General features: G+C 38.8%; 12 protein-coding genes and 1 pseudogene. 6 read left to right on the forward strand and 7 right to left on the reverse strand.

Translation table 11 applies throughout. The features are described from left to right. Positions 1-277 (forward strand): annotated as a pseudogene (locus tag EZ449_RS22895) (methyltransferase family protein); the annotation flags it as partial. A 782-nt stretch (positions 278-1,059) separates the two neighbouring features. On the opposite strand, the gene EZ449_RS21995 reads toward EZ449_RS22895, so the two are convergent. From EZ449_RS21995 to EZ449_RS22015, 5 genes are all read right to left on the reverse strand, one after another. Then, positions 1,060-1,329, reverse strand: coding sequence for an ApeA N-terminal domain 1-containing protein (locus EZ449_RS21995; RefSeq protein ID WP_131562981.1), 270 nt, complete (start codon positions 1,327-1,329; stop codon positions 1,060-1,062). Positions 1,330-1,485: 156 nt separating this feature from the next. Next, positions 1,486-2,112, reverse strand: coding sequence for a restriction endonuclease (locus EZ449_RS22000; RefSeq protein WP_165499832.1), 627 nt, complete (start codon positions 2,110-2,112; stop codon positions 1,486-1,488). 132 nt (positions 2,113-2,244) lie between these two features. After that, positions 2,245-2,430, reverse strand: coding sequence for a hypothetical protein (locus tag EZ449_RS22005; RefSeq protein ID WP_131562985.1), 186 nt, complete (start codon positions 2,428-2,430; stop codon positions 2,245-2,247). 855 nt (positions 2,431-3,285) lie between these two features. Continuing rightward, positions 3,286-3,813 (reverse strand): hypothetical protein, encoded by a 528-nt coding sequence (locus EZ449_RS22010; RefSeq protein WP_131562987.1) that lies wholly within the window; start codon positions 3,811-3,813, stop codon positions 3,286-3,288. Between the two features lie 469 nt (positions 3,814-4,282). Beyond that, positions 4,283-4,768, reverse strand: a complete 486-nt coding sequence (locus EZ449_RS22015; protein WP_131562989.1) for an SgcJ/EcaC family oxidoreductase — start codon at positions 4,766-4,768, stop codon at positions 4,283-4,285. Positions 4,769-6,300: 1,532 nt separating this feature from the next. Between EZ449_RS22015 and EZ449_RS22020 the strand changes: the two genes are divergently transcribed. The 5 genes from EZ449_RS22020 (at position 6,301) to EZ449_RS22040 (ending at position 11,327) form a co-directional block, all read left to right on the forward strand. Next, the gene (locus EZ449_RS22020) at positions 6,301-6,882 is read left to right on the forward strand and encodes a Crp/Fnr family transcriptional regulator (RefSeq protein WP_131562991.1); all 582 of its coding nucleotides are present in this window, start codon (positions 6,301-6,303) and stop codon (positions 6,880-6,882) included. Positions 6,883-7,456: 574 nt separating this feature from the next. Then, positions 7,457-8,074: a bile acid 7-alpha dehydratase gene (locus EZ449_RS22025; RefSeq protein WP_131562993.1), complete on the forward strand. Its 618-nt coding sequence runs from the start codon at positions 7,457-7,459 to the stop codon at positions 8,072-8,074. 15 nt (positions 8,075-8,089) lie between these two features. Beyond that, a complete protein-coding gene (locus tag EZ449_RS22030) occupies positions 8,090-9,103 on the forward strand; it encodes an amidohydrolase family protein (protein WP_131562996.1) in 1,014 nt (337 codons plus the stop codon). Between the two features lie 19 nt (positions 9,104-9,122). Beyond that, on the forward strand, positions 9,123-9,965 hold the full coding sequence (locus EZ449_RS22035; protein ID WP_131562998.1) for an alpha/beta fold hydrolase: 843 nt from the start codon (positions 9,123-9,125) through the stop codon (positions 9,963-9,965). A 543-nt stretch (positions 9,966-10,508) separates the two neighbouring features. Next, entirely contained in the window at positions 10,509-11,327 is an 819-nt protein-coding gene (locus EZ449_RS22040; protein WP_131563000.1) for a helix-turn-helix domain-containing protein, read from the forward strand. A 73-nt stretch (positions 11,328-11,400) separates the two neighbouring features. On the opposite strand, the gene EZ449_RS22045 is transcribed toward EZ449_RS22040, so the two are convergent. Next, positions 11,401-12,003: a hypothetical protein gene (locus tag EZ449_RS22045; protein WP_165499833.1), complete on the reverse strand. Its 603-nt coding sequence runs from the start codon at positions 12,001-12,003 to the stop codon at positions 11,401-11,403. Beyond that, a partial coding sequence (locus EZ449_RS22050; protein WP_131563004.1) for a cytochrome c oxidase subunit I occupies positions 11,990-13,357 on the reverse strand: 1,368 nt, incomplete at its 5' end. The genes EZ449_RS22045 and EZ449_RS22050, both read right to left, overlap by 14 nt.

A 13,357-nucleotide genomic window follows, 5' to 3' on the forward strand; every position in this document is an offset into this window, starting at 1 on the left:
TACTGTAAATGTTCATAGATGGCTATTTAAAATCCATGGCCTGGGACAGACCATCTCGAGCATGCAATTTAATGGTAAAAGATGGCTTATAAAAGAGTATAATACCCAAGCGATTTGGATCATGGGAATTGTTACTATCCTATTATTCTACTATCCTCAGCTGACCAGCTACAACGTGGAAGTCAGAAACCTGGTTTTTATTATTTCGATAATTCTTATCGGCATATATTACCTCTTCATTAGGTACATGAAAAAATCGGGAAGATGGGCCCTGTAAATACAAATAATTTATTATGTATAATGCTGGCACATGAAAACCCGTTTGCAAACAACAAAGCATATATTGCTACTAAAGGGGTTATCACGTCATTTAGGATTCTGAGTTAATGTGTTTCGGTCAAAATTGACCACTATAATATCTTGATAGACAAGATATACTTCATCCAGCGATCATTTCAATTACCCTTAACGGGGAAGCGCTCTTGCTGCGCTCTGAAATTCTTATTAACGTGGATCATACAGACTCAGGATTCAAGCTTGGACTAGAAAATATTTGACAGCGCCTACATTTTGCATATGGTAACCGTGCTCCACTTCAGTCCATGCGTGCTGAAGAGGGATATTTCATCTTCGACATCAAGCTAATGATATGATAAAAATGATGTATCAACAGGATTGATCTATTGAATAATGATAACTGATGATATGGTGGATAAACCGCTGTAGATTGACCGCTTTTCGCCAAAATGATTGTGTTACAACTCTTTGTTTTCCAATAAACTTACAAATATTCAAAATTGGCGCCAGGGGGTCAAATAAGTTCGTTTGTCCGACTTACTACCTTTAGTCCCTCATCAAAGACATGATTGTGCCCCTCAGAAGTGGAGTGGATACCTGTAGATTCCCCCCTTTCGCCCAAGATAGTTTTACTACAACTCCTTGTTTTCCAATTATTTTACAAATAATTCAAAATCGGTGCCATAGGGTCGAATGAGTTAGTTTGTCCAGCTGATGATAAGGCAAGGTCGGTATTGCTTGCCGAAAGAACAGTTTTCCATCTCACCCTAACCGGATTACCAGAGTTGACGAAGACAGAAGTGAACCATAACACTCATAAATCGAGATTTTTTTACCTGTACTCGTGACCCCATAAATTACTTCATGCTTGCTGTCATCAAAATATGCAGTGAAGTCGGTACGCTGCATCAAATCTCCAATCAGTTCAAGCTTGATTATCTTTCCAGGCTCATAGGTCAAAATTCCCCCTACTTCAATCTCGGGTGAACTTGGGATAAACCATATTCCCTTTATTTCACGTTTTTCATTCATTTTTGAGGCGATACGTTCGGTTGTTATTATTTAGTTTTTTGAGAAACAAGGTGGTGTTCATTTAAACGCATTCAAATCTGAACGAAAAACCTTGGCTAGTGAGAAAAATGTCGATCTTCAAGTTACTACCTGCCCTGTGATGAGGGACGGAGACGTTTAGCTTAAAAATTCCTTTAATTTTTCGGTAAATTCTGCCGCTGAACTCGCTTGGATGAGTTTACATGGTCTTGATGAACCGAAAAGCTGGTTAAGTTCCTCGAACCTGTGCTGAGACATCTTGGTCAGCTCATTGTTATGTACGAACCAGAATTCGCCCTGTCGTCCTTTTTGTTTGTGGAAGAACTTTTGTATCGAGGACAGGTCGACCTTGCTGCTGGTGAGGTATTTGACCTCGATGTATAGGGTTCTCTGATTATAGGTGAATTCGATGTCAAACCCCCAATCCATTGGTTCACCCAACCGCCTTACCTCAACGCCTGGATAATTCTGCAGAGCCTTGACGATTTCGCTTTCAAAGGCGATGCCGCCTCGATAGCCCGTGAATTCTGCCTCAACCTGACTGACCTGGTTGTTGATTTCTTCCTGGGTTTCCTTTTCCTTGAGGTATCTAAGGTAATAGCCGTAAACGGCACCACCTGTTGCGGTTAGGGTAAAGATCACCGATAACCAACCCAGTAGGGGAACTGAACTTTTCTTCTCTTCCGCTTTGTTTAAATTTGGTGGTATGGTCTTTCTGATCAGCTGCGATTCGGCGATCAGTTGCTTTCTTTTTTCTAGTGGCAAAATTTATTGTCCATGAAAGAGGCCTCCAATTCGACCATGATCTGAGCTGTAGTGAGGGGATAACTTTTATTAAGAATAATTTCTTTTGCCTTGACCAGCGACTGTATCTCTGGATAGGTGCAGGTGGAATCGCTAAAGATCAATCAGTTCTTTGATCGATTGCGCAAGGCTGGCTTGGGCATTGTAGAATTTCTGTTTTTCTGCATCTTCTAGCCATGCAGGGACGTAATAGACACCGAAGTAGATAGATAGAATAATCCCGATCAAACTCATGATGTTCGATACGTTTTTGACGACGATGTTCCAAAGCGCTTTCATGATGATTTTTTTTAAAGATAGGGATTTGGATCAGATATGCACAGGTTAGGAGGATGTAGCCAATTTAGAAACTATAAAATGCCAGCGATGGGGTTTTATGGTTTCGCACAGCCCACACACAGCACGCAAGGATCATTGGTAAAACTGTACAAAAAGATCTTGGGATTATAACTTTGAAACTATAGAAATTTATCGTTTGGTCAAATTTACGGTTTCGACAAGCGTAACTAAAGGGTGTCTTTAGACAATCGATTAAATAAAGTATTCCATAAGAAGAGTTCATGACGGAAGCAATTTTCGACCTCATTGGGTTGCTTGGCTCGTCAACGCAGGATATCAAAATATGAAGATATCGTTCATGAGTTTTTGTAGAAGTGGTGAGGCAAAAATAAAACAGTAACAAATACGAAAAGGAGCAAAATTTTGAAGTTCCAAAAATAGTTAGCAAATTGCCTCTGTAAGTCAGAAAAGCACATTTTACCTCATAATAGGGCGATTAGGCTAGAAGACTCATAATCTTTGATTCCTATTAACCACTACGCCTTGACATGCTTGAATTCGTAAAATAAGTAATTTACAGTACAAACTTTCCTCCTTCGGTTACACTGCGTCAAAAATGTGTGCAAATTTTGTGCAAACCTACGGCAGGATTTTTCAAAAGAGGTTCAATAAGTATTGTGCACAAGATTATAAATAAATAATCCTTATTAGCCTCTGTCTATAGGTTAGAAGAGAATCATCTCAACCTTTACTCAATTCGATTTTTTATTAGTTTCGTTAAAAATATGCAGCGCTAGACACGCTGTTTAGGAAMACTTCAAAAAAAATAAAAATCTTGTAAATTTTGCCGAAGATTTAGTCCCGACAGCCATTGTATGCATTGACTATCGCTTCCCTATCCCTGACCGTGTATTTTTCCCCTTCTACCCATTCCTTCAACAGTGTCGGACAGTCTGCAATCAGTTCTGCGATACGCTTCTTTGGATTGATTACATTCAGGTAAACAACCTTATCATCCTTGATCATGATTGGTAACGTGTTCCCGGGAACATAAAGCTTATAAAATGATAGCCTACCCTTTACTACCTCATGAAAAAACCGCGWTTTGTYGCYCTTTAAGGACACAAACTTATAAACGGTATCAAAGTCTGTGACCACAAAGGCCTTAATGTCGGCAGGCTTTATTTTTTTTGCTCCGTCAACTCCTTCAACCAGAATTGATCTGGAGAACATCGATAAATCTGTTTTGCCACGGATATTAATGTAGGTTCTTATGTCTGCTGCGACCGTGTCATTGCTGTTGGTAATATAATATGATGCCCTGTCCTGCGAGGAAGCATAAAGGTTCATAAGCGAAAATAATAGTGAGAATAAATATTTCATGAACAGTTTGTATGTTACTAATATATGAAATTAGCTGTTCTAAAAACAACATCTAATCAATTATAATCTGCACAATCCGCTGCACTTCCAGCAAAAGCTGGAAGAAGACCGTATCAGGCTAATGATTGGACCGGCAAAATGTGCCCAAAGAAGCTTATTTGGACAGACCAGACTAGTTACCACTTATTGCCAAAAGCAAATGTTCCCTCTATATGCCTACAATCAGCATGTTGAAGGTCCGAATTGGTGGGCAGGGATCAATCAAATTGCCTATCCACGGTATCTCATTTTTCATTTGCCTTAAAATAACATTTGGTTTAACAGCTGGATAAACCGCGATCGATTGACCCCGTCTCGCCAAGAATAAATAAACTATAACACCCCATTTTCAAAGCACTTACAAATAATTAATAATTGGTTGAACGGGGTCAAATAAATTGGCTTGTGCACTAAGCAATTATTTACCCTATTATTTTATATTCTTCTCCACCTTGGCATTTTGCCCGGCTAGGATCTTCCATAAGCCATTACGCTTTACCAGTACGATCATCCTGCGGAACTCGAAAGTCTGCTCCGGAAACCTTTCATCGCCGTCCAAACCAGTACGCACGTGAGCGATTGCGAGATCGGGATGAGAATAAGTGATATCCTCTATGGCACGGGTGTAGTACCGAGTGGTCTTAAAGTACGTAGTGTGTACCTGATTATAATGGAATTGGATATCCTCTCGACCTTTATAGTAGGCGCCAAACCAATTTACCCAAGTGGCGTCTATGGTATAGTTATCTGCCAACCCTTTGGAGTCGTGCTTATTCCAGGCTTCTTCATATTTTTTGACAAGCAGCCTTATCGCCTTATTTTCCTTGGCAGTATCTATAAGCTGGCTGTTGGCCTTAAGACCATACACACCGCATAAAAAAAACAATAATATAAACTTAAAATTAGCGATTTTCATGAGAACTGAAATTATGTTGTAAAGAATCAATTAAAAATTCCTTGATATCAATGTAGCCTTAAAAACCTCAATCTTTTTAAATCCAAGACTAGGCTAGGGCCTAAAACCTCGGGTAATAAGCTAACCTTTATCGTATACCTTACCCTGCCACAGSGATACCCTAAAGATATATAAATTTATTGGCATAGCCCTCCCTGACATCAACCGAGTAAAAGGTTGTCAACTGACGCCATCTTGTCAAAAATATTTTTCCCATAACACTTATATTTATGTACATACGAATAATTAAAAATTGGTGAAACTGTTTCAAGATTATTGTTTTGTCGATCCTATTTAACACATACGTTGAAGAAATTCTTTACACATCATCAGAGTTCACAAACGGATTATCCGATAAAAACCTAGAGCAATCTCTTTTTCAGACACTCCCCTTGAATCCTATTTTTACCGAATTCAACAGCCGTTTTAGCTGAGGTGATGATCCAGCAGGCATTGCCGACGCCTGCACCGAAATTTCGGACCGGCTTGCAAAAATGGTCTGGTCTTTCATCACCGCTAGGTTACACCAGTTATCCGCAAGTTACATCCTGTATCTTGCAGAGAGAAAGGAATGAAACTCAACCGGAATTAAATGATTAGCGTTATTAACATAGATTTCAGCATCAATATTGTCCCGTTCATTTTGTCAAGCATAAAGTAATAGCTGACAGAATTTAATCGTTTAAGAATGTCAATCTTTTTTACTATTCCCCATTTGCCGAACTCGTCTTCGATGAGATCACCTACATTGATCGCATCAAGTTCAGAAAAGGTGGATGTTCTTTTAATTATCTTGCGTCATGTTAAGTTATCTCAAAAATATTTATTTCCAAAAATTACTGAATTTCGCAAGATTCAGACCAGATTTAGGTTGTTAGGAATCTATAAAGCATAGTTCAAGTGTGTATCATGATATTGATTATAGGATCGTCCGATGTTTCTATTTTTCAAGCAATGTCAGAACGTTTTATTCATTCGGGTACTGAGGCTTTATTGATTTAAAATGTCCATCCAATACTAAGATCGCCATAAAGTCGGTAAAAAATATCGTCACCTACCCTCTTTTCGGAAAACCCATCCTTGTCATAGTTGAAGGAATAGAACACCGCATTTCCCCCAAGTTCGATATAGACGGATTTTTTTTTCTGAGCGCTGGAAATAGGCACAAGAACGAATAAAAGAAAAAATAGATTTTAAAACTTTCATATCAAGGTTTTACTGTAGGCGGTATCAAATGTTCAGGAAGTATAAATCTAAATAAGCCGCCTGAGTATAGGAAATAAACGCCTAGAGCTACATCTAGTGAGAAATAACAATTTTGCGCTTGCGGAAGAAATGATAGAAAGCATCCCGATCTTGGCAATCCTCATCAACACCGGCAAAGACCCTGATAGATTTTTTCACTTCCACGTATATTTAATGAATACTAAATAAAATTTTATTAAAATTGTGATTATTGACACCCCAATATTCAATGCTATAAACTCATTCGATTGGAAGAGATAGATGAAAAATCGGCTTTCTTAAATTTAATTAATAAGGTCATGAATTTAGACGAAATACAAAAGGAGCATTTATTGAAGTTCGTGCGGTATGAAAAGGTTTCGAAAAATACCAATATACTCAAGGAAGGAGATGTATGTAGGAAATTCTACTTCAATCTAAAGGGAAGTATCCGGCTTTATTTTAGCACAAAAGCCGGTAAGATAAAAACAAGATTGGTGCTTTTTGAAGATGCTCCATTTACCGCCCTCCTTAGTTTTATTACAGGAGATCCCACTGCGGAAATCATTGAGGTTCTGGAAGACTCCTGTTTTGCCGTTATTTCGCGTGAAGATTTTTATGGACTGGTTAATGACCTTCCGGAATGGTCATCGTTTTACACGATGATGCTGGAAAAAACATATATCTACCAAAATTCGAGGTTAGAGCAACTCGCCACTCTATCTGCGAGCGAACGATATCAAAAAATCATGAAAGAGTCTCCCCATTTTATTCAGCGACTTTCAAATGGGGTTTTAGCTTCCTACCTGGATGTTTCGCAGGAAACTTTAAGCAGGCTAAAATCAAGATAGTTCTTTTTAAGTGAAGGTCAAATTATAGCGTATCCGTCCGTCCTAATCTTGCAAAAGCATCAATCATCTTTTAAATATTGAAGTATAACTTTGGCCGTAAAACCAGACTTTATTGAAACTTTGCGTTGAAGACCGAGACGTTGGGGAAAGTTGCTCCTGAATCGAATCAGATCCATTTTACACAGTTGGGAAATTCCGGTGCCCTGATCCTTCCTTATTCATGGAGGTGTGCAGGGAGGCTTTGGCTGAGGCTCTATCAATTTTTCAAAGCATGCAGAACTTGCAGAAAAGGGCTATCAATTAAGAGCACCTGGCAGGCCCGGATCTGAAAAAGCCCATCACGCGGCTGGAACATCCCAAGTAAGGAGGCGCTTTTGGATTGCAAAGGAACCTAGAAATAGTTCGCACCTTAGCGTTGCGTTTTTTAATATGGAAATACATTTCACTCTAATGTTACATGATCGAAAAAATGTTTTTTTTTGATGTAGGTCAAAGGATTACAACTAACATGTCAATAAATTTGTCTTGTCATCTAAACAGGATTTGATTGATCCTGAATTAAAAGTATATTAATATGGAAGAGTTGCTAAAAAAGCCACAAGGCAATACCCCGGAAAATTTATTAGATAAATTTACTATTAAAGGGCTTATTGAATTTGAGCGGTTTTGCCGGGATAACGCGCAATGGGATGAAATGAAAAAATGCTACAGCGCCGATTCTAAGGTTAAAATTTCATGGTACCAGGGATCCGGCCCCGGCTTTGTGGATGCATCCAGCAAAATGAAAGGCTATGCCCCTCATAAACTTTACGACACCTTGGTATGGCTCAACGGGAACAGGGCAATAGCTATTACCATGGCTACTATCCAGGTTAGAATTAATGTGGATGGCAACCTGCTTGAATTACAATCGGAGGCAAAACTTATCTTTAGGGTACAAAAAATAAACAGAGAATGGATCATCGCTGGTTTCGAAGCCATCTATGAAAAAGATGCCCTGGTGCCTGTCACTCCTAATAGTAGTATCACAATCCCCACGGAAGAAATTTCCAAGTTCAGGCCCAGCTATGCAAATCTATGCTATGCCTTAAGCAAGGAAGGCCATCCTGTGGCACAAGATCTTCCCGGCATTGATAAGCCGGAAATGGTGGCTAAATTATACGAAGAAACAGAAATATGGCTGAATTCATAAATTAATACGAAAAAAATGAAAATTATAACAATAGAAGAGCACTTTAGTTCTGCAAAAATCACTGAAAAGATAAAGCAATTTCGCCTGAAAAATTCTGGCGGCATTGGTTCTGAAAATAAAGGCATCCAAACCTTATTCAATCACTACCTTCCAACAAATGATGACATTGAGGATGTAGGTATCCGACGAATCGATTTTATGGATAAAAGTGGCGTGGATATGCAAGTAATCTCTTATGGGGGAGGAAGTCCCCAGTCCTTGCCCGATCCTGCCCTGGCTATCGAATTATGCCGGGAAGCAAACGACGAGCTTCATGAACTGATCGGAAAGAATCCAACCCGGTTTGCAGGATTTGCCACATTGCCCGTTGCCGACCCCGCTGCTGCCGCAAATGAACTGGAGCGCGCAGTAAAGGAATTAGGATTTAAGGGTGCGATGCTGGCCGGAACCTTTCAGGGTAAGTTTTTTGATGCAGATATTTTCTATCCCATTTTTGCAAAAGCCGCCGAACTGGATGTACCCATCTACATGCATCCAGGTTTAATCGACAAGAATATTGCAGATTATTACTTTAAGGATGATCGCTGGCCAGAGTTGGTTAATTCCATCTTCCCAGCAACCGGGTATGGATGGCATATGGATAGCGGCATTCATGTAATGCGTATGATCCTTTCCGGCATCTTTGATAAGTTGCCTGACCTGAAATTGATCTCAGGCCATTGGGGCGAGTTCGTGCCTTTCTTTCTCTCCAGAATCGACAGCGAAATAAGCACTGTTGCCACTAACCTCCAGCATCCGTTTTCCTTTTATTATAAAAACAACATCTACATTACACCAAGTGGTATTTTTGATGAGGCGCAGTTAGGTTTTGCGATAACGGTTATGGGTGCAGATCACATCATCCACTCGGGCGATTATCCTTATCTGATTGATAATGACACGCGAAACTTCCTTGAAAAGGCGCCTATATCGGATAAATATAAGGCAAAAATAGGCCATCTCAACATCGAAAAGTTATTAAGGCTATAAACGTATCTGACTTAAAAAGATGGAAAATGTAAAAAAAGAAGTCATCGGCGTAACCAGTAATATATTGCCCGTAACGGGCGCAGAACTATATTATGAAACTAAAGGTAAAGGCCCTGTTATATTAATGATCCCCGGTGCAAACGGAGACCACTTTATCTTTACACCCATTCGCGAAATATTGTCTGAAACATTTACCGTAGTCACTTATGACCGCCGTGGATTTTCGGGTTCTAGATTAACGGCTGAGCAAGACTACACCAATCGTATCGACACCGATGCAGATGATGCGGGGCTTTTGATCAAGCACCTGTCTGCTGATCCTGCTTATATATTTGCCTCGAGTTCTGGCGCATTGGTTTCCCTCCAGTTGATCATCAGGCACCCTGAGATTGTTAAAGCGCTCATACCGCATGAGCCTACTGCCCTGAAATACCTGCCGGATGTTGACAAGTGGAAATCGTCTGTACAGGAAATATTTGACATCTACACCAGGGAAGGCGGCACTGTTGCAAAGAAAAAATTTGTTGATGAGGTCCTTCCTGGGCAAAAAGACGGCCAGTTAATGTTGAGTAAGGGCGATGCACCAAATCCCAATGAAGCTTATTGGTTTGAACATGAGCTTAGGCAATATCCTTCAACTGATTTTGACACCGATAAGCTGCAGGCCGTTAAGGATAAAATATTGTTTTGTGTGGGAATGGATTCAGTTCACACCATGCCGGCCTGGCCTGTCACCAATTTAGCCAAACAGTTTGGAACAGAAATTTTATCTGTGCCTGGCGGCCATCTAGGATACGTTTTACATCCCGCTGAATTCGCAGAAAGTCTCCGTAGAGGTCTACAACAACGGGGCAGAATTTAAATAAAAGGAAATGGCAAAGTTGTTTTATATATTCAGAAGTGGTAATGCCACATAAATATGACGGGCAGTTACTTGTATTGAATAAAGCATCCTCGGTCAATCTTGTTGCTGCATTAATAAGAAAGTTAAAACTTGAACTGATCATTGGGATTATTGGAAATTAGCTTATTGATTGTGGTTTTTCAGGCGTCTTCATCGAATCAAAGAGGGAATTCTTTAAGGTTGGCGATAAAGTCTACGGCATGAATTCCATAGTTGAAGCTTATTGTAGAATACATATAGCCGATGAAAATTCAGCCGCCCTGAAGCCTAAGAATTTATCATTCACCAAGTCTGAAGTCTTGCCGATGGTAGCTTAACAGCATGGGAGGCATTGGTAGATAAGGGAAGCTTGAACAAAACGATAGCCAAAACACATCATTTTTTAGAAATTGGTAGCTCGACTGGAAAACTGCCATAGAGATTTAATTAATTAAGAGCCGGGATCTATATTAGAGATGTCCCATTTTTTTATATTACTACTATTAAATAAGTTCTGAATGAATGTTAAGCCATCCAATTGATTTCGATAAATTAATAATATATAACCTCCATTCCTGTCCCGAGCAATATCTTCAAGGTTCAGGTAGGGAAGAATACTTCGAAATGATTTGGTTCAGTTACAAGGATTCAGCGTATGAGGATCAAATTACGAATAAACAGTATGCCTATCTAATTCCCCCTTTTCGCTCAGCTCAAGTAGATACAAATGATATGAATGGCTATCTCATTTCATTTAAGCGTGAATACCTGGAAGAAGATGACAAAGAATATGCGCTGGAGGTATTCAAACTTTTTAATATGCAAGGCCAGTATTCTATTATCCCGCTTGACAGCGATGTGAGTATGCGATTTAAGCACCTCTTTTCCCTTCTAATTGATGAGTACCAAAATCCAAAAGGAACCTATTTGGTATTAAAGTCTCTTTTAAAAGTATTCTTACTAAACCTGATAAGGTTAAATCAGGATGCCTTTCTTATACAAGATACCAATCAAAAGCGTGTTTATGAATTTATAGTGTTAATGGAAAAATACTATAAAACTGAACGTAAAGCATCTTTCTATTGTAATAAATTAGGACTTGGAGAAAAAAGGCTGAATCAAATATTAAAGGAAAAAATGAATAAGTCATTAACTCAATTATTGCACATTAGATTAATTGTAGAGGCGAAACGAAAGCTAATTAAAAGTGACCAGACAATCAAAGAGATCGCTTATGATTTGAATTTTGAAGATAGAGGATATTTTACGAGATTTTTTAAGAAGCTTACCGGCCAAACCCCAAAGGATTTCAAAAATGGATTATTACCAGATAGGTTATAAAATCTAAAAAAGAGCCACATAAAACCTTTTTATACTAGAAAATTATAAAGAATAAAACATGTGTTAAACCACTTTATTGTGACTTTAACCCTGTTTTCAAGAGCATGAGGCTAAAAATAATCACCCAAAGAAAAGTAAGGAAGTCCCAAAATCTGAACGTTCGCTTAAGGAACATATTTACTTTTGGATCTAAGAAATGAATGTAGAAATAGGCATTGTTTTGTATCTTAAGTGTATTTATAAGTGTTACAAGAACTAAGGTCATTGCTACTAAAAAGTGAACACCATGCACCATTACAATAACAAAGGTTATATCCTTATCTTGATTGTTCAGTAAATTAAAAGTATAATCCCATCCAGAATACTGCAGAGCTAAAAATAGCGAGCCTAAAACAAGCAGAGCAATTAAATAACACTTGAATTGTTTAATTCTGTCATTGTTTTTGGAATCTTTAGCCTTATAAACTATCCAGCTACTGGCAATCAGCACGATTGTACTTAAAGAAAATTGAGAAGGAATTATAAATTCTTTCCCTGTGTCACCAAATATTATAAGAACTGTAAAAGGAAGGAATAAAATAGCATTTGAAATCAGTAGTAAGATAAAGGGAAAATCTTGCTTAACCGGACCTTGTTTATGCTTTATGACTTCTTTCAATCTATTAATCTTGTGCATTTTCTTCTCGCTGATTAATCCATTCTTTCTGGATACGTTCAGATTCTGCATTTCCTTCAAAATCATGTGGCATATTCGAACTCATGGTTTGAGAGAATGGTATGGTTTGAGGAATGAAATCGTCTATAGCTCCCGGTTTACTATAATCATATGGCCATCTGTAAACAGTAGGTATTTCTCCCGGCCAGTTTCCATGTAAATGTTCAACAGGAGTTGTCCATTCTAATGTATTGGCATCCCATGGATTCCGAGTGGCAACCTTACCTTTAAATATAGAACAGAAAAAGTTAAAYAAGAAAGCCACTTGCGCTAAGGCAGCGACAATTGCCGACCAGGTAACCAGTACATTAACGGTAACCCATTTTTGCATAAATTCAAATTCAGTAAAGGCATAGTAACGACGAGGAACGCCATCTAATCCTAAAAAGTGAAGCGGGAAAAATACAAGGTAGGCACAGATAAACGTAACCCAGAAGTGTAAATATCCAAGTTTTGCATTCATCATTCTGCCAAATAATTTAGGATACCAGTGATAAACGCCTGCAAGCATTCCGAAGATCGCAGCTGATCCCATCACAAGGTGGAAGTGCGCAACAACAAAATAAGTATCATGAAGATTAATATCTAAAGATGCATTACCTAAAAAGATTCCTGTCAAACCTCCAGAAATGAAGAAGGAAACAAGTCCGATCGCAAATAACATGGCTGGTGTGAACCTGATGTTACCTCTCCACAGGGTAGCTAAATAATTAAATGTTTTTACTGCTGATGGTACAGCAATGATCAGTGTGGTAATCATAAACACACCACCCAGCAACGGATTCATTCCCGTTACAAACATATGGTGGCCCCACACGATAAAAGAAAGAACGGTAATTCCGATCAAAGAGTAGACCATCGCATGGTATCCGAAAATTGGCTTCCGTGAATTTACAGAAATAACTTCTGATGAAATACCTAATGCCGGCATGATTACGATGTATACCTCAGGATGACCTAAGAACCAGAATAAGTGTTGCCATAAAATCGGCGAACCACCTTCATTTGGAAGAACCTGGGTGCCCATTACGATATCAGACAAGTAAAAACTAGTTCCAAAACTTCTGTCAAACACCAACAATACCACACCTGCAACCAATACAGGAAAAGAAAGTATTCCCAGTATAGCAGTAAGAAAAAGGGACCAGATGGTTAATGGCATTTTCCAAAAATCCATACCTTTAGTCCTCATATTCAAAATTGTCGCAACGTAATTTATTCCACCCATTAATTGAGAAGTAACAAAACAGACCATACTGATTAGCCATAAGGTCATCCCTAACCCCGAACCAGGAATTGCAGTTGGTAGCGCTGA

Source organism: Pedobacter frigidisoli, assembly GCF_004331675.1.
Lineage (GTDB): Bacteria > Bacteroidota > Bacteroidia > Sphingobacteriales > Sphingobacteriaceae > Pedobacter > Pedobacter frigidisoli.